Consider the following 18,389-nt stretch of genomic DNA (forward strand, 5'->3'; position numbering starts at 1 on the left):
GAGGTCACATAGGACCCTTCCTACGTTCAGGTCATATTCAGCTCAAACCCAGCGCAATCGTCGAAACAACCACCACTGTCCGAGCGCCACCGACACCATCAACAGGCATGCAATCACGAATCCGTAGGGGCTGGCAGAGAACGGTATGCCACCCACATTTATACCCAGCAGGCCAGTGAGGAAACTCATCGGCAGAAAGATCCCGGTGATGATCCCGAACCGATACATGGTGCGGTTCATGCGCACGTTCAAGCGCCGGTCTTCAGCCTCAAGCACAAGCCCCACGCGCTCCCGGGTCAATTCGAGCTCTTCCAGGTAGCGGGTCAGGCTGTTGTTCAATTCGTTCCAGTAGTCGGCATCGTCGTCACAGAACCACGGCAATTTTATCCGCGTGAGCTGGGCAAAAATATCCCGCTGTGGCGCGAGGAAACGCTTGAGCCCGGCCGCTCGGCGACGGATCTGCAAAATGCTGCCATGTTCAGGGGTATACCGTTCGTCGGTATCGAGTTTTTCTTCCTCGGCATCGACGATTTCCGACAAGTCCGTGACCAGATCCTGGACCTTGTTTGTCAGGTACTGCGCCATATAAAGGATGAGTTCCGACGCGGTTTTCGGCCCCTTGCCATCCGCCAACTGCACCAGCAGTTCGTCAGTGGCGCGCAGCGGGCGCAAACGCAGGGAAATCACGCGGCTGGCGGCAGCGAAGATGCGTACCGAGACCATGTCTTCCGGCTCGGCTCCCGGATTGAGGTTGATCCCGCGCAGGAACAACAGCAGTTCCGAATCAGGCAACGGCAACAAACGCGGGCGGGTGTTCTCCTCCAGCAGCAGGTCACAGGCGAATTCGCTCAAACCGCTGGATTTGCGCAGCCAGGTCTGGGTCTGGGGATGGCTGCGATCCCAATGCAGCCACAGGCTTTCCTGAGGCTGCAGTTGCAAGTCGTCGAGCTCAGTCCGGGCAATCGAACGCGCACCGCCTTTACCGTCCAGCACCAGGGCATGCACCAGCCCCCACTGCGCGTTTTCTTCCTCGAACATCCTCACCCCTGTTGGTTATTGCAGTTTATTCAGGCATTTGCAGCGGGCTTGGCGAGACAATCACGCCATTATTGTCGGCGTAGATGTACTCACCCGGGCGAAAGGTCACACCGGCAAACGTGACCACCACGTTCAGATCACCGATGCCGCGCTTGTCGGTTTTCATCGGGTGGCTGGCCAGCGCCTGCACGCCCAGATCGGTCTGGGCAATGACATCGACGTCACGGATACAGCCGTAGATCACCAAGCCTTCCCAACCGTTTTTCGCGGCTTTCTCGGCGATCATGTCGCCCAGCAACGCGCGGCGCAGGGAACCACCACCGTCGACCACCAGCACCTTGCCGGCGCCCGGCTGGTCGGCCTGTTCCTTGACGAGGGAGTTATCTTCGAAGCATTTGATGGTGACAATCTCGCCGCCAAAGGAATCTCGGCCACCGAAGTTGCTGAACATCGGCTCGACCACCTGCACCAGGTCCGGGTAGGCGTCGCACAGGTCGGGGGTCACGTAATGGTTCATTGAAAAATTCCTTTCCGTCAAAGAAGTGTCTTTCGAAAGAAGCGCCAGCCGGAGCCGGTGCGCAACATCCCATCCGCTTCGTCGCAACGCAATAACCAGTAAGCGACTGAATATGACCAGAAGCGTTTAACGCGTCATATCTTAGCCGCAACCACACACGAGTGAAACGCCCTTGGCAGAGCGCTGCATCAAACCGTCGCCAACACCTCGGCCGACACCCCGAACAACGGTGTGAGCGGATCTTTCAGCCATTGGGCCACCAGGGGCCACACTTCGGACTGCGCAGCTTTGCTGACCAGCATTTCCACATGCCCGAAATCACCGGTAAACCCTTGCCGGCGCCCCAGACACAGGTATTGACGGTGCTCGGAGCCAATCTGCTCGAACAGCTTGCGGCACGCCCAGTCCGGATCTTGCTGATCGCCCGCCGCGCTGACGGCCAACAGCGGCACATCGACGTCTGCCAGGCCTTTCCACCAATCCTGCTTGCCTTCGCCGAAGCGCCCGAACAGGCCATTCCAGCGCATGGCTTCGATCAGCACACCCGCTGGCTCGTCCTCCGGCCCCCGTTTGAGCCGCGAACCGGAGACTTCGCCGAAACGTTTCAAAAGCAGACGGCCGGTCCACTCCACCGGGGGCAGTTTCAACGGCCAGTGGCTGCGACTGACCTGGCAACCAAACAAGGCCACCGAGGCCACCGCCGGTGCACCCAGGTGCTGCCCACCCAGGGCCGCAGCCAGGGTTGTGCCGCCAAGGGAGTGGCCAATCCAATGGGAAATCTGCGCACTTTGCTCACGCACAAACGCGCCGATGGCCGGCAAATCGTAGCGCGCGTAGTCGGCGACGCGGTTCCGGGCGTAGCCCTGATTGCGCCGCGACAGCCCATGACCACGCATCTCCGGGATCCACACATCGAACCCCTGGCGCGCCAGGTAAGCGCCCAGGCCGATACCTTTGGGCGAGTACCAAAAGCGCCGATTGGAAAAACTGCCGTGCAACAAAATAACCGGGATGCCCCGGCTTTCCGGGACATCGGCCAGGCCCAAACGGGTAACGGCCAGCTCGACGGTACCGTCAGGGCTGTTACCGGGTTTGAGGCGGTACACATCTTCACTCAGGTCGCCACGACGTTCAGCGCTGATCAGGGCGACGGGAAACAGGTTGCTGCTGCTTTGCATAATGCTCTTGCACAAAAAAGGGCGGCGTCCGGAAGGAGTTCCGCCCTGCACAGATAAGAATGCCGGTCACCTTCGACAGGGGACCGGCACTTTTGACATGACGACCTTAAGCGGACGCTTGGCCTTCCGCCAGGAAGAACCAGGTTTCCAGCACGGAATCGGGGTTCAGCGAGACGCTTTCGATACCCTGCTCCATCAGCCATTTGGCCAGGTCCGGATGATCGGAAGGGCCTTGGCCGCAGATACCGATGTACTTGCCAGCCTTGTTGCACGCCTGGATGGCGTTGGCCAGCAGCTTCTTGACCGCAGGATTACGCTCGTCGAACAGGTGAGCGATGATCCCGGAGTCGCGGTCCAGGCCCAGGGTCAGCTGGGTCAGGTCGTTGGAACCGATGGAGAAACCGTCGAAGAACTCCAGGAACTCTTCGGCGAGGATGGCGTTGGACGGCAGTTCGCACATCATGATGACGCGCAGGCCGTTTTCGCCACGGGACAAGCCGTTTTCTGCCAGCAGGTCCACGACCTGGCTCGCCTCGCCCAGGGTGCGCACGAACGGCACCATGATCTCGACGTTGGTCAGGCCCATCTCGTTGCGCACACGCTTGAGGGCGCGGCATTCAAGCTCGAAGCAATCACGGAACGCTTCGCTGATGTAACGCGAAGCGCCACGGAAGCCCAGCATCGGGTTTTCTTCTTCCGGCTCGTAGAGCTTGCCGCCGATCAGGTTGGCGTATTCGTTGGACTTGAAGTCCGACAGGCGCACGATGACCTTTTTCGGGTAGAACGCCGCCGCCAGGGTGCTGATGCCTTCCACCAGCTTCTCGACGTAGAAGCCCACCGGATCGTTGTAGCCGGCGATGCGCTTGTCCACACTTTCCTTGATGTCCAGCGGCAAGCCGTCGTAGTTCAACAGGGCTTTGGGGTGCACGCCGATCATGCGGTTGATGATGAACTCCAGGCGGGCCAGGCCCACACCGGCGTTCGGCAACTGCGCGAAGTCGAAAGCGCGGTCCGGGTTGCCGACGTTCATCATGATCTTGAACGGCAGGTCGGGCATGGCGTCGATGGAGTTTTGCTTGATGTCGAAGCCCAGCTCGCCTTCAAAGATGAAGCCGGTGTCGCCTTCGGCGCAGGAGACGGTCACGCCCTGGCCGTCCTTGAGCAGTTGGGTGGCGTTGCCGCAACCCACCACCGCTGGGATCCCCAGCTCGCGGGCGATGATCGCCGCGTGACAGGTACGCCCGCCACGGTTGGTAACGATGGCGCTGGCACGCTTCATCACCGGTTCCCAGTCCGGGTCGGTCATGTCGGAAACCAGAACGTCACCGGGCTGGACTTTGTCCATCTCGGACACATCCTTGATGATCCGCACCTTGCCGGCGCCGATGCGCTGGCCAATGGCACGGCCTTCCACCAGCACGGTGCCGGTTTCTTTCAGCAGGTAGCGCTCCATGACGTTGGCCGAGGTACGGCTCTTCACGGTTTCCGGGCGGGCCTGCACGATGTACAGCTTGCCGTCGTCACCGTCCTTGGCCCATTCGATGTCCATCGGGCACTTGTAGTGCTTTTCGATGATCATCGCTTGCTTGGCCAATTCGCTGACTTCCGCATCGCTCAGGCAGAAGCGCGCGCGCTCGGCCTTGTCGACGTCCACGGTTTTCACCGAACGACCGGCCTTGGCCTCGTCGCCGTAGATCATCTTGATCGCCTTGCTGCCCAGGTTGCGGCGCAGAATGGCCGGGCGGCCGGCTTCAAGGGTGTGCTTGTGTACGTAGAATTCGTCCGGGTTGACCGCGCCCTGGACAACGGTTTCGCCCAGGCCGTAGGCGCCGGTGATAAACACCACGTCACGGAAGCCCGACTCGGTGTCGAGGGTGAACATCACGCCGGCGGTGCCGGTTTCCGAACGTACCATGCGCTGCACACCGGCAGACAGGGCCACCAGCTTGTGGTCGAAACCCTGGTGCACACGGTAGGAAATGGCGCGGTCATTGAACAGCGAAGCGAACACTTCCTTGGCTGCGCGGATCACGTTTTCCACGCCGCGGATGTTAAGGAAGGTCTCTTGCTGGCCGGCGAAGGAGGCGTCGGGCAAGTCTTCGGCGGTGGCCGAGGAACGCACGGCGACGGCCATATCCGGGTTGCCGGCCGACAGGGTGGCGAAGGCGGTGCGGATTTCTTCGTTGAGCTTCTCGGGGAACTCGGCTTCCATGATCCATTGGCGGATCTGGGCGCCGGTCTTGGCCAGGGCATTGACGTCATCGACGTCCAGGGCATCCAGCGCGGCGTGGATCTGAGCGTTGAGGCCGCTCAGTTCGAGGAAATCGCGGTAGGCCTGGGCCGTGGTGGCGAAACCACCCGGCACCGACACACCTGCGCCTGCAAGATTACTGATCATCTCGCCGAGGGATGCGTTCTTGCCCCCTACGTGCTCTACATCATGGACGCCGAGCTTATCGAGGGAAACTACGTACTCTACCAAGGTGATCTCTCCACTAACTGTGTTGGAAAAGCTCAGGACGCCGGCTGCTCGTAGGAGCGATTACCCGCGTTTGTGGCCTGGACCTGGAAAATAAGTGAGAATGCGGCCCACTATGGGACGGCAAAATCGCGCCTATCATATCCAAGATTCGTCATCAGCTTAAGGCCCAGGGCTCAAATGAAACGATCTGCTTTCTTTATCTCCGATGGCACCGGCATCACTGCCGAAACCCTGGGTCAGAGCCTGCTCGCGCAGTTCGAAAATATTACCTTTGCCAAATTCACGCGGCCTTATATCGACAGCGTGGATAAAGCGCGGGCCATGGTACAACAAATCAATCTGGCCGCTGAAAAAGACGGCTTTCGGCCGATCATTTTCGACACCATTGTCAATCAAGACATCCGTGAGATTCTGGCAACGTCGAATGGTTTCATGATCGACATTTTCTCGACGTTCCTCGCGCCGCTGGAACAGGAGTTGAGCGAACACTCCTCCTATTCGGTCGGAAAGTCCCATTCCATTGGGCATAACTCCAATTATATGGAGCGTATCGAGGCAGTGAACTTCGCCCTCGACAACGACGACGGCGCCCGCACCCACTACTACGACAAGGCCGACCTGATCCTGGTCGGCGTATCGCGCTGCGGCAAAACGCCCACCTGTTTGTACATGGCCATGCAATTCGGCATCCGTGCGGCCAACTACCCGCTGACCGAAGACGACATGGAGCACCTGACGCTGCCCGCGGCCCTGCGCGCCCATTCGCACAAGCTGTTCGGCCTGACCATCGACCCGGACCGCCTCACCGCCATCCGCAACGAGCGCAAGCCCAACAGCCGCTACTCCAGCTACGCCCAGTGCGAATTCGAAGTACGCGAAGTAGAAAATCTGTTCCGTCGCGAGAATATTGCGCACATCAATTCCACGCATTTTTCGGTGGAAGAGATTTCGGCGAAGATTTTGGTGGAGAAAGGTGTGGAGCGGCGCTTCAAATAACGCCTTGAGACTCTAGCTTTACTGTGGCGAGCGGGCTTGCCCCGCGTTGGGCTGCGCAGCAGCCCTGAACCAGTCACCGAGAACTGGCTGACACACCGCATTTATCTTGATTGGGGCTGCTTCGCAGCCCAACGCGGGGCAAGCCCGCTCGCCACAACGCGCCTGGACGTCCACTCGCTACAGGTGAAACCGCCCACCCCCCAGCCCCAACGCCGTCGCCAACGCATCAAACCCCGCCCGCAACAACTGATCATCCCCCGACGTATTGCAGATACTCGCCCGAATAAACTGCGGCACCGCCGTCTGACCAACGGCAAACGCCTCGGCGGTGGCGATCAGGTAATTATTCTGCTTGAGCTCCGCCTCGATTTCCGACGCGCGCCAGGGCTCCGGCACTTCGATCCAGAAGTGCGGACTGTTCAGATGGGTCCGATAGGCCAGGCCCGCCAACAAATCCTGCACCAGGGCTTTGCGCCGGCTGATCTCGTTGATCTGCTGGCGCAGCAGGTATTCCGCCGTACCGTTTTCGATCCACTGGGTCGCCAGTTCCAGGGTCACCGGCGTGGCCATCCAGCAGGTGGAGCGCAAAGCCGCCGAGATACGGCTGACCAGCGCCGGGGGCGCATGCACATAGCCCACACGCAACCCGGCAGACACGGCCTTGCTCAGGCTGCTGATCAAAATCGTACGCTCGGGGGCGAAATGGCTGAGGGGCGGCGGACGGTCTTCGACCAATACACCGTGGGCTTCGTCCTCAAGAATCAGCAGATTATGTTCCCGGCACACCTTCACCAGCGCTTCGCGCCGCGCCACGGATAACACCGCCGTGGTCGGGTTCTGGATGGTCGGCGTGCAATACAACGCTGAAACCCGGTGATTACGACAGACTTCATCCAGCGCGCTTGGCAGCACGCCTTCTTCGTCCATCTCCAGGCCGATCAGGCGGATACCCAGCATACGCGCGGCGGTGATCAGCCCAGGGTAAGTCAGTTGTTCGGTGACCACCGTATCGCCAGCGCGCAGCAAAGCCATCATCGCGCACAGCAGGCCGTGCTGGCCGCCGTTGACGCAGATCACCTGCTCGGGGATCGGATGAAAATCACGCTGCACCAGCCACTGCGCGCCCGCGTCGCGATAACGCGGCAGGCCGGCATCCGGGGTGTAGGCGCTGATGTCCTGAAGGAACTTGGCGTTGGTCGACAGGGTTTGGAAGCTCTGGGCCAGGAAGGTGGTTTCCTGACCCGGGATGTGCATGTTGCGGCTCATGTCGAAGTACTGGCGCGGCTCCTCGCTGAAGTTACGAAAGCCTTCATCACGCTGGCGCTCCATCCCTCGCTTGCGTACGAAAGTGCCGTCACCCACTCGCGCGACCACCAACCCCAGACGCTCCAGCTCACCGTAGGCCCGGCTGATGGTGCCGATGGTCACCCCCAGATTGTCGGAAAGCACCCGATGAGGCGGAAGTTTTCGTCCCGGCTCAATCAAGCCTTCGAGGATGCCCCGTTCCATGACATCGGACAGGCGCTTGTACTTCACGCCCTGCCCGTTGGACAACCCCTCACGCATAATTGACACCATGTCAATATTTGTTTTGACAGCCATCTTTTGCCCTAATAGTGTGCTTTTACGGGTTCAATCGCCGAAATTTATCACTCATTACCAGCTCAATATAGAGTTCAATTCCGGCTCAGGGAAGCAATAAACGATGCCAATGTCAGCCGTTCTCGAAAACACCACCAAAACAAAAAACCAGAAACAGTGGTTGGCCGGCCTGGTCACCAGCGTGATGTTCCTGATCGTGTGCCTGAGCTGGGGCACCACCTGGCTGGGGATCAAGATTGCCGTCGAGAGCGTGCCGCCGTTGACGTCCGCCGGCCTGCGCTTCCTGATAGCCTTCCCGCTGTTCCTGTGTTTTGCCATGGTGCGCCGCGAGCCCATCCTGTTTCCTCGCGAGAGCCGCTGGTTCTTCGTATTCGTGACCCTGTCCTACTTCAGCGTGCCCTATTACCTGCTCAACTACGGCGAGATGCATGTCTCATCCGGCCTCACCGCCCTGCTGTTCAGTTGCATGCCGGTGTTTATCCTGATTTTCTCCGCGCTGTTCCTGCGCGAGCGTATCTACTTTTCCCAGGTGGTCGGCATCGGTATCGGCTTCGGCAGCCTCTACATGATCATCAGGAGCCAGGGCCTGCACCTGGACCACGCCGAGTTCTTCGGGGTACTGGCGATCCTGACCGCCGCGATCATGCATGCCCTGTGCTACGTCATCACCAAGCAAAAAGGCAGCGCCATCAGCGTGATCACCTACAACACACTGCCCATCGGCATTGCCGGGCTGATGCTGTTCGTGGCCGGGTTGTGGTTTGAGACGCCGACCTTCGAAGACATCACCCTGCGCTCCTGGAGCGCGCTGTTCTACCTGGGGCTGGTGGCATCGGTGGGTGGGTTCATCGTGTATTTCATGCTGCTCAAGCGCTTGAGCCCGATCATCCTGTCGTTCGTATTCATCATTTTCCCGGTGTTCGCGGTGATCATCGGTGCCTGGTACGAAGGCGTGGCGATTTCCCGCGACCTGATGCTGTATTCGGCCATCCTGCTGGCCGGCTTTGCGATCACCAAGTTGCCCGTTGAAAAACTCCTGGCCAAGAAAAATTGATCATCAACCGACGCGAGAGAAACATGGACGTCCTCCGCCCCGAAGCCCTGGAACAGATCTACACCCACGCCAGCCGCAGCTACCCCGAGGAATGCTGCGGTTTTGTCTTCGCCGACGGCAGCGTGTACCTGGGCAACAACATCCAGAACGAACTGCACCGCAAGAACCCCGAGATGTACCCGCGCAGCGCGGCCAATGGCTACACCTTCTCGGTGGCCGACACGCTGCTGATGAACAAGGCGTTTCGCAGCGACAACCCGGTGGTGGTGATCTACCACTCCCACCCGGACGTCGGCGCCTATTTCAGCGATGAAGACCAGGACAAGGCGCTGTTCATGGGCGAGCCGATCTACCCCGTCAGTTACCTGGTGGTCGACGTTCGCCAGGGCCAGGCCCTGGGTTCCAAGCTGTTTGCCTGGGATGGCAAGCATTTCGCCCTAAACCCCTTCAACGACCTGCACACGGAGTTGTCCATGAACGCTGTCTCTTTCCCCGACATTCTGGTTCGCGTGGCCAAGCTGCCGGAATCGACCCTTGAGGGCGCCGGATCGACATTGCGCGAAGTCATTGAAAACCTCTGCAGCAGCCACCCGCAGTTGCGCCCCCATCTGTTTCACGAAAAGAACAACCAGCTCAAGGAACACTTCCTGTTCACTGCCGAGGAAGAGCTGATCAGCGCCGACGACCGGCTGCCGGAAAAAGCCAGGATCGAAGTGTTGCTCGCCACGTCAGGCGGTATGGACATCGACGGCCTCAGCAACGAGGAAGTGCAACGTTATGTGCGCCATATCACCCTGCCCGGCGTTGGCCGCGAAGGCCAGCTGAACCTCAAGAAAGCCAAGGTGTTGATCATCGGCACCGGCGGCCTGGGTTCGCCCATCAGCCTGTACCTGGCAGCGGCCGGTGTCGGCACCCTGGGGCTGGTGGATTTCGATGTGGTGGAAAGCAGCAACCTGCAACGCCAGGTCGTCCATGGCAACAGCACCCTGGGCATGCCCAAGGTCGAGTCGGCCAAACAGCGCCTGCAGGACCTCAACCGCCATATCCAGATCAACGCCCACAACACCGCCCTGAACGCCGATAACGCCCTGGAACTGGTAGGCGCCTACGACCTGGTGATCGACGGCACCGATAATTTCGACACCCGCTACCGGGTCAACGACGCTTGCGTGCAATTGGGCAAACCCCTGGTGTACGGCGCCATCTACCGCTTCGACGGGCAGATCAGCGTGCTCAACTACCAAGGCGGGCCGTGCTACCGCTGCCTGTTCCCCAGCGCACCGCCCGCAGAGCTGGCGCCCAATTGCAGCGCCGGCGGGGTGATCGGCGTGCTGCCTGGGGTGGTCGGGATGATCCAGGCCACCGAGGCCATCAAATTGCTGATCGGCATTGGCGAGCCCCTTTCCGGCCGACTGATGCGCTTCGATGCACTGGCCATGAAGTTCAGCGAAATACGCTTCAAGCGCCGCGCCGACTGCCCGTGCTGCTCCGAGCTGCGCCACAGCGAAACCCTGGCGCCCACCGTGTGCGCAGATGCCGTGCCCAGCCAACCGTCCCTGGCCGAGGAGCGCTACATCAAGCCCCGTGTACTCAAGCAGGTGCTCGAACACCCCAACAGCGCCGACGTGCTGCTGGATGTGCGCGACGCCAGCGAACTGGAGGTGTGCAAACTACCGGGCGTGGTGCATATCCCCCTGGCCGAACTGGATGGGCAACTCGGCCGCCTCAGCCGCGACAACACTCACTACCTGATCTGCTACGCCGGCACCCGCGCCGAGCAAGCGGCCAGTACGCTGTTGGCGGCTGGCTTCGCCAACACCAAAGTCCTGCAAGGCGGCATGAAGCACTGGGTTCGCGACGTCGAACCCGATATGCCGTTGTATTGAGCCGAGGACTGAATGATGTTGCATAACTCTATCCTCGACGCCATTGGCCACACACCGATCGTGCGCCTGGCGCAGTTTTCCGAAGACCTCGGCATTGAGGTCTACGCCAAGCTCGAATCCCTCAACCCTGGCGGCAGCCACAAGGCCCGCATCGCCCTGGGCATGATTCTCGACGCCGAGCGGCGCGGCGTACTCATCCGCGACTCCGGGCAAACCATCATCGAACCCAGTGGCGGCAATACCGGCATCGGCCTGGTGATGGCCGGCAACGTGCTGGGCTACAAGGTGGTGCTGGTGATCCCCGACAACTACAGCCCCGAAAAACAGAAGCTGCTGCGCCTGTACGGCGCCAAGGTGGTGCTCTCGGACAGCCGCCTGGGCAACAACTCCCACGGCGAAAAATGCATGGAGCTGCAGCTGGAAAAACCCAGCTACGTGATGCTCAACCAGCAACGCAACGGCGCCAACCCGCAGACCCACCGTGACACCACCGCACCGGAAATCCTTCGCGCCTTTGGCGATAAGCGCGCGGACTACTTCGTCTGCGGCATCGGCACCGGTGGGCATATCACCGGCATCGGCGAAACCCTGAAGGCCAGCTGGCCTGGCGTGCGCGTCATGGGCGTGGAGCCGGAAGAATGCGACCTGCTGAAAAACCAGCACGCGCCGCACCATATCCAGGGCCTGTCGATCGGGCTGATCCCGAGCATCCTCAACCTGGAGGTGATCGACGGCATGCTCAAGGTCTCGCGCCAGGAGTGCATCGACATGATCAAACGCATCATGCGCACCGACGCCATCAGCCTGGGCCTGTCCTCTGCGGCCAACATGGTGGCCATCGCCAGGCTCGCCCCCGAATTGCCGCCCGAAACGGTGGTGTTGACCATGGTCTACGACAATGCCGACAGCTACCTGCCCAGTTTCGAATAACCGGTTTTTCAACCATCCAGAATGCGGGGGAGCCTCCATGGGCGGCTTTATCGACATGCGACAGTTGCACGATGAGTTGCTCACCCACCTCATCAAGACCCTCACACCCGCGCAGATCAAGGCGCTTGAGCCGCACCTGGCGCCGCTGATCCAGAATGCCGCCCAGGCGGTGGCCGAAGACCTGATCGCCTATGCCTATCGCGACCCGGCGTCCCGCGGACGCGGCGAGCTGATCCTGGAGTCCTACGCCTCGTTCAAGGCGGTGCTTTATTACCGGCTTGCGCACCAGATATGGAATTTTCCCGACCAGACCAACGGGGTGTTTTCACGCATCGCCCTCAAGCTCAGCAACCAGGGCAAGGTCCTCTCCGGGGCCGAAATCCACCCGGCAGCGCGTATCGGCCGGCGCTTTGTGCTCGACCACGGCTACGGCACGGTGATCGGCGAAACCTGCGAAATCGGCAACGACTGCTACATCCTCTGCGGCGTGACCCTGGGGGCCCGTGGCATTGCCAACAACCCCGATGGCAAACGTCATCCGCGCCTGGGCAACAACGTCGAGGTCGGCTCGGGCGCCCGCGTGCTGGGCTATGTGCTGATCGGCGACAACGTGTTTATCAGCCCCGCCTGTGTGATCACCCAGGACGTACCCGCCGGCACCAAGGTGAAGGTGGTGAACCAGATCCAACTGCAAAAAAACGATGAATCGGAGCACAGTAATTACCTCGGTGCCTTCGCCCTGGATGAGCGCCTGCACGTGGTCGGCGAGGTCAATACCAGCCATAAGGTCACGGTGCTGGACGCCGACTTTCACCCGTTGCAAGGCTTGATGCTGGAGCCGACGGTAAAGGAGCGTCACCACCTGCAATTCAGGCTGCACCGCCTCGAATCCGGCAACCACCTGCCGCGCCTGCCGCTGAACCTGAAAGTCTGCGGGCCGGAATTCGAAATCACCCTGCTCTCTCCCCCTGGCTTGAGCGCAATGGTGCGCCACCTGCTGCAAGCCAGCCCACTGATCGTCGGAGGTTGAACATGTCCGTGCACACCATGGAAACCCTGGCGCTGTTTGACAGCGCGCCCTACCAGAACGCATTCAGCGCCCGGGTGATTGCCGTCAGCGAACACGGCATTGCCCTGGAACACACCCTGTTCTACCCCACGGGTGGCGGCCAACCAGGCGATACCGGCCACTTGAGCCTGGCGGACGGCACACGGGTCGAAGTGACCGGCACGGTGCGCGACCCGGTACAGCGTTCGATCATCTGGCACCAGGTGGAACACTGCCCCGCGCAGTTGGTCGCCGGGGTATTGGTGGACGCCGGCCTGGATTGGGAGCGGCGCTACCAGCACATGAAAATGCACACCTGCCTGCACCTGCTGTGCTCGCTCATCGACGCACCGGTGACCGGTTGCAGCATCAGTGCCGACAAAGGTCGCCTGGATTTCGACCTGCCGGAAATGACCCTCGACAAAGACACCATCACCCGTGACCTCAACGCGCTGATCGAACAGGCCCACCAGGTCAAAACCCTGTCGATGCCGGCTTCGGAGTACACCACCCTGCTGCAGATCACCCGCACGCAGGCGGTTGCGCCGCCGGTGATCCAAGGCTCGGTACGGGTGATTGAAATCGGCGGGATCGATATCCAGCCGTGCGGTGGGACACATGTGATCAACACCGAGGAAATCGGCCGGGTGTTCTGCGAGAAAATCGAGAAGAAGAGCAAGCACAACCGCAGGGTGATTTTGCGCTTTGAATAACCCCGGATCGGCGGCTGGGACGCCCGTGTCCCAGTCGCGTTTCGTACAGCAAACTGACAGCAAATTTACCCGCTTGTAACATTCAGAAACGTACAATTCCGCCAGCATCGTCTAGATGCCCCTGACTCACGAACGTAGCGCCCGCCCTTCTCGGTGGGACATTCGTGCAGCAGCTAAGCTCACGCCCATCACACTATTTGAACCTGAACGCTGCAGGACTGACCGCCTATGAACAAAGTGTTCCGTCACTACCTCCCTGCGTCCACGCTGCGCTTGCTACCCAACCGCTGGGACCTGGTTGCCCTGCCACTCGTCATCGGTTTCCTGCTGTTTTTCTCGATCACCGCCCGCGAGACCTGGGCCCCCATCGCCACCCTGCAAAGTGAAGTCATCTCCCTGGACCCGGCCAACCTGCCGGAATATGCCATGCGCACGACCTTGCGCATGCTGGCGGCGATGGTCGCGGCGCTGATCTTCACCCTGCTCTACGGCACCCTGGCGGCCAAAAGCCGGCGCGCCGAGAAACTCTTGGTGCCGGTGCTCGACATCCTGCAATCGGTGCCGGTGCTCGGGTACATCTCGTTTACGGTGACGTTTTTCCTGCTGCTGTTCCCTGGGCGCGTGCTCGGCGCCGAGCTTGCCGCGATCTTTGCGATCTTCACCAGCCAGGCATGGAACATGACCTTCAGCTTCTATCAGTCGCTGCGCATGCTCCCCCATGACTTGGTGGAGGTCTCCACCAACCTGCGGCTCTCCGGCTGGCAGAAGTTCTGGAAGCTCGACGTGCCCTTCGCCATGCCCGGCATGGTCTGGAACATGATGATGAGCATGTCCGGCGGCTGGTTTTTCGTGGTGGCCTCCGAGGCGATCACCGTCGGTGACAAGACCATCACCCTGCCGGGCGTGGGGTCGTATCTGGCCTTGGCCATCGCCCAGAAAGACCTGCACGCCGTGGGTTACGTGATCCTGGCGATGATCGCGGTGATCCTGATCTACGACCAGTTTCTGTTCCGTCCATTGGTGGCCTGGGCCGACAAGTTCCGCATGGAAACCACCGCCTCCCAAGGCGCCGCCCCGCAATCCTGGCTACTGAACCTGATCCAGCGCACCCGTGTGGTCCAACGCATCCTGCGCCCGATTACCCGCACGTTCAGCCGCCTGGGTAACCAACGCTTCAGCCTGTCGCGCCGCGCGCGCAAGGCATTGCCGGCAGCCAGCGCCGCGCGCTCCAAGCTGATCGACTGGGTGTGGGCCGCGCTGATAGCCGTGCTGACCGCCTATGCGCTGTACCACATCGTGCGCTATGTCGGCACCGAAGTGACCCTCGGCGAAGTCGGCCATGTGTTGGTGATGGGCCTGATCACGCTGCTGCGCGTCGTGGGGTTGATCCTGATTGCCTCGCTGATCTGGGTGCCCCTGGGTGTGATGATCGGCCTGCGCCCGAGGCTGGCGGAGAAGATCCAGCCACTGGCGCAATTCCTCGCAGCCTTCCCGGCGAACCTGCTGTTTCCGGTGTTTGTCATTGTGATCCTGCACTACCACCTCAACCCGGATATCTGGCTGAGCCCGCTGATCGTGCTGGGCACCCAGTGGTACATCCTGTTCAACGTCATCGCCGGCGCCAGCGCCTTTCCCAATGACTACAAGGAAGCCGCCGCCAACTTCCGCATTCGCGGCTGGTTGTGGTGGCGCAAGGTCATGTTGCCGGGCATTTTTCCGTACTACGTCACCGGCGCGATCACAGCCTCGGGGGGCGCGTGGAACGCCAGCATCGTTTCCGAATATGTGTCCTGGGGCCAGGACAACGTGGTCGCCCACGGGCTGGGCGCGTATATCGCGCAGACCACCGCAGCAGGCGACTTCCCGAAAATCGCCCTGGGCGTGGTGGTGATGTCGATCTTCGTGGTGGCGTTCAACCGTGCCGTCTGGCGGCCGATGTACGCCATGGCTGAAAACAAACTTCGTCTGAATTGATGGGATTCGCAGTGATGACTACCTACACCGAGCGCGCCACCGAGACCCCGGAAATCTACTCGCTGAAAAACGTCAACCGGGTGTTCGGCAAAGGCAAGGATGAACTGCAAGTCCTCAGCGGCGTCGACCTGAGCCTGCACGAAGGCGAGATCGTCGGCATGCTGGGCCGCTCCGGCTCGGGCAAGTCGACGCTGTTGCGCATCATCGCCGGGCTGATCCAGCCGTCGTCGGGCGAAGTGCTTTATCACGGCGCGCCGCTGAACGGCCCGGCCGAAGGCGTGGCCATGGTGTTCCAGACCTTTGCGCTGTTCCCCTGGCTGACCGTACTGGAAAACGTCGAAGCCGGTCTGCAAGCCTTGCAAATCGAACGCAAGGAAACCCGCAGGCGCGCCCTGGCGGCCATCGACCTGATTGGCCTGGACGGTTTTGAAAACGCCTACCCGCGCGAATTGTCCGGAGGCATGCGCCAACGCGTGGGGTTTGCCCGTGGCCTGGTGGTCAACCCGACCTTGCTGCTGATGGACGAACCCTTCTCGGCGCTGGACGTCCTCACCGCCGAAACCTTGCGCACTGACTTGCTGGATTTGTGGAGCGGCAAGCAGTTGCCGATCAAGTCGATCCTGATCGTGACCCACAACATCGAAGAAGCGGTGCTGATGTGCGACCGCATCCTCGTGCTGTCGTCCAATCCCGGTCGGGTCGTGGCCGAAATCAAGGTGCCGTTTGCGCACCCGCGCAACCGACTGGACCCGACCTTTCGGCAAATGGTCGACGACATCTACGCACTGATGACCGACCGCCGCAGCGCCGATGCCAGCCGAGGGTTACCGGAGCTGAAAATAGGCAGTCTGCTGCCGGAAGTGTCCACCAACCTGATGGCCGGCCTGATCGAAACCCTGGCCGCCGAGCCCTACAACGGCCACGCCGGCCTGCCGACCGTGGCCGAACGGCGCCTGCTTGAAGTGGACGACCTGTTCCCGGTGGCGGAGATGCTTGAGCATCTGGGTTTTGCCGAACTCAAGGGCGCCGACATCACCCTGACCGATGCCGGCAAACTGTTCGCCGACTACGGCACGCAGGAGCGTAAAACCCTGTTCGCTGAGCATTTGATCCGCCACGTGCCCTTGGCCGCGCGCATTCACCAGGTGTTGCTGGAGCGCAGCGGACACCGCGCGCCACGGGTGCGTTTCGAGCAGGAACTGGAAGACTCGATGACGGAAGCCTTTGTCGAGAAAACCCTGGAAAGCGTGATCGCGTGGGGGCGCTATGCGGAAATTTTCTCCTATGACGACCATACCGAGACGTTCAGCCTGGATGATGTCGAGGGCAGTATGTAGCCCATAGCGCCCCCTCCCACATGGGGTTTGCAAGGTGTCTCAGATCACGAACAGGTCCACGAAACGATTGACCGGCGTCGCCTCCAGCTTCGCCTGATCCTTGCACAAGGCAAAAATCTCGGCACTGCGCTGCGCGGTAAAACGCGTGGCCAGGTTGGCCTTGAACTTGTCTTCCAGCATTGGAATACCCTCCACTCGACGACGGCGATGACCGATGGGGTATTCCACCGCCACTTGCCCGGTGCTGGAGCCATCCTTGAAGAACACCTGCACCGCGTTGGCGATGGAACGCTTGTCGGCCTCCAGGTATTCACGGCTGTAGCGCGGGTCCTCGACGATGACCATCTTGTCGCGCAGTTCATCGATGATCGGGTGAGCAGCGTGAAAATCATCCTCGTACTGCTCGGCCACCAGGTTGCCGAATGCCAGGGCCACGGCGGTCATGTATTGCAGGCAATGGTCGCGGTCGGCCGCGTTGGCCAGTGGCCCGACCTTGGAGATGATGCGAATCGCCGACTCATGGGTGGTGATCACGATGCGCTCGATGTCGTGCAGGCGCTCCTTGACCAACGGATGCAAGGTCACCGCGGCTTCACAGGCGGTTTGCGCGTGGAACTCGGCGGGGAAGCTGATCTTGAACAGCACGTTTTCCATCACGTAGGTGCCGTACGGCTGGGACAGGCTGAACCCGCGCTTGTCCTCGGGCTTGAGCGCCAGGTCGTTGTTGGTGTGGCTGAACAGCACATCGTAGAAGCCCCATTGCGGCGCGCTCAGCACACCGGGGATGCCCATTTCGCCGCGCAGGGCGATGTCCGCCAGGCGTACGCCGCGACTCGACGCATCCCCCGCCGCCCATGACTTGCGCGAGCCGGCATTCGGCGCATGCCGGTAAGTGCGCAAGGCCTGGCCATCGACGAAGGCGTGAGACAACGCCGACAGCAACTGTTCGCGGTTGGCGCCCATCAGTTTGGCGGTAACCGCCGTGGAGGCGACTTTCACCAACAGCACATGGTCGAGGCCGACGCGGTTGAAGGAGTTTTCCAGGGCAATCACCCCCTGGATTTCGTGGGCCATGATCATCGCGTCCAGCACCGCGCGCACCGTCAGCGGTGCGTCGCCATTGGCCACGCGCTTTTGCGACAGGTGATCCGCCACGGCAAGGATCCCGCCGAGGTTATCCGAGGGATGCCCCCATTCGGCGGCGAGCCAGGTGTCGTTGTAGTCGAGCCAGCGCACGATGCAACCGATGTCCCAGGCCGCCTTGACCGGGTCCAGGCGAAACGACGTGCCCGGCACCCGCGCACCGAACGGCACCACCGTGCCCTCGACAATCGGCCCCAGGTGCTTGGTGCACTCGGGGAAGCGCAGGGCCAGCAGGCCGCAACCCAACGTGTCCATCAAACAGTTGCGGGCGGTGTCGAGGGCGGCTTGGGAGTCGATGCGGTAGCTGAGGACGTAGTCGGCAATGTCCTGCAGGACCTGGTCGTAGTCGGGGCGGTTGTTCTGGTCGACGTTGGTGCTCATGGCAGATCTCCAAAAAGGGGTGGGGTCAATCCTCGGGCTAACGGTTACGGGAAGCAGATCTTGGATGCCTGCCTTTTGGAATAGAGATCCTCTGTGGGAGGGGCTTACCC

At 61.1% G+C, this 18,389-nt stretch carries 14 protein-coding genes; 8 read left to right on the forward strand and 6 right to left on the reverse strand.

Annotated features, from left to right (window positions below; genetic code table 11):
- Positions 1-42: 42 nt before the first annotated feature.
- From J1G35_RS13255 to ppsA, 4 genes are all read right to left on the reverse strand, one after another.
- Entirely contained in the window at positions 43-1,038 is a 996-nt protein-coding gene (locus tag J1G35_RS13255; RefSeq protein ID WP_223015174.1) for a zinc transporter ZntB, read from the reverse strand.
- Between the two features lie 25 nt (positions 1,039-1,063).
- On the reverse strand, positions 1,064-1,555 hold the full coding sequence (rraA, locus tag J1G35_RS13260) for a ribonuclease E activity regulator RraA (RefSeq protein ID WP_027603684.1): 492 nt from the start codon (positions 1,553-1,555) through the stop codon (positions 1,064-1,066).
- A 188-nt stretch (positions 1,556-1,743) separates the two neighbouring features.
- Entirely contained in the window at positions 1,744-2,733 is a 990-nt protein-coding gene (locus J1G35_RS13265; RefSeq protein ID WP_223015175.1) for an alpha/beta fold hydrolase, read from the reverse strand.
- Between the two features lie 106 nt (positions 2,734-2,839).
- Positions 2,840-5,215: a phosphoenolpyruvate synthase gene (gene ppsA / locus J1G35_RS13270; protein ID WP_131699689.1), complete on the reverse strand. Its 2,376-nt coding sequence runs from the start codon at positions 5,213-5,215 to the stop codon at positions 2,840-2,842.
- A gap of 177 nt (positions 5,216-5,392) precedes the next feature.
- On the opposite strand from ppsA, the gene J1G35_RS13275 reads away from it, so the two are divergent.
- Entirely contained in the window at positions 5,393-6,211 is an 819-nt protein-coding gene (locus J1G35_RS13275) for a pyruvate, water dikinase regulatory protein (protein ID WP_003193298.1), read from the forward strand.
- A 177-nt stretch (positions 6,212-6,388) separates the two neighbouring features.
- Here J1G35_RS13275 and J1G35_RS13280 read toward each other — a convergent pair whose 3' ends face one another.
- Positions 6,389-7,813 carry a PLP-dependent aminotransferase family protein gene (locus J1G35_RS13280; protein ID WP_223015176.1) on the reverse strand — a complete coding sequence of 475 codons (1,425 nt, stop codon included), beginning with the start codon at positions 7,811-7,813 and terminating at the stop codon, positions 6,389-6,391.
- A gap of 160 nt (positions 7,814-7,973) precedes the next feature.
- Here J1G35_RS13280 and J1G35_RS13285 point away from each other — a divergent pair, with 160 nt between their 5' ends.
- The 7 genes from J1G35_RS13285 to J1G35_RS13315 all read left to right on the forward strand — a co-directional run bounded on the left by J1G35_RS13285 (position 7,974) and on the right by J1G35_RS13315 (position 16,755).
- On the forward strand, positions 7,974-8,867 hold the full coding sequence (locus J1G35_RS13285) for an EamA family transporter (protein ID WP_223015196.1): 894 nt from the start codon (positions 7,974-7,976) through the stop codon (positions 8,865-8,867).
- 23 nt (positions 8,868-8,890) lie between these two features.
- On the forward strand, positions 8,891-10,753 hold the full coding sequence (gene moeB / locus J1G35_RS13290; RefSeq protein WP_053132758.1) for a molybdopterin-synthase adenylyltransferase MoeB: 1,863 nt from the start codon (positions 8,891-8,893) through the stop codon (positions 10,751-10,753).
- 15 nt (positions 10,754-10,768) lie between these two features.
- A complete protein-coding gene (locus J1G35_RS13295; RefSeq protein ID WP_223015177.1) occupies positions 10,769-11,683 on the forward strand; it encodes a cysteine synthase family protein in 915 nt (304 codons plus the stop codon).
- Between the two features lie 37 nt (positions 11,684-11,720).
- Entirely contained in the window at positions 11,721-12,713 is a 993-nt protein-coding gene (locus tag J1G35_RS13300; protein ID WP_223015178.1) for a serine O-acetyltransferase, read from the forward strand.
- Between the two features lie 2 nt (positions 12,714-12,715).
- A complete protein-coding gene (locus tag J1G35_RS13305; RefSeq protein WP_053132747.1) occupies positions 12,716-13,444 on the forward strand; it encodes an alanyl-tRNA editing protein in 729 nt (242 codons plus the stop codon).
- Between the two features lie 228 nt (positions 13,445-13,672).
- Positions 13,673-15,418: an ABC transporter permease subunit gene (locus tag J1G35_RS13310; protein ID WP_223015179.1), complete on the forward strand. Its 1,746-nt coding sequence runs from the start codon at positions 13,673-13,675 to the stop codon at positions 15,416-15,418.
- A 14-nt stretch (positions 15,419-15,432) separates the two neighbouring features.
- The gene (locus J1G35_RS13315; RefSeq protein WP_053132742.1) at positions 15,433-16,755 is read left to right on the forward strand and encodes a nitrate/sulfonate/bicarbonate ABC transporter ATP-binding protein; all 1,323 of its coding nucleotides are present in this window, start codon (positions 15,433-15,435) and stop codon (positions 16,753-16,755) included.
- Between the two features lie 39 nt (positions 16,756-16,794).
- Here the strand turns inward: J1G35_RS13315 and prpD are convergent, their stop codons facing one another.
- Positions 16,795-18,279 (reverse strand): 2-methylcitrate dehydratase, encoded by a 1,485-nt coding sequence (gene prpD / locus J1G35_RS13320; RefSeq protein ID WP_223015180.1) that lies wholly within the window; start codon positions 18,277-18,279, stop codon positions 16,795-16,797.
- Between the last annotated feature and the right edge of the window lie 110 nt (positions 18,280-18,389).

Origin of the sequence: Pseudomonas sp. SH10-3B (assembly GCF_019891415.1) — a bacterium.
GTDB lineage: Bacteria > Pseudomonadota > Gammaproteobacteria > Pseudomonadales > Pseudomonadaceae > Aquipseudomonas.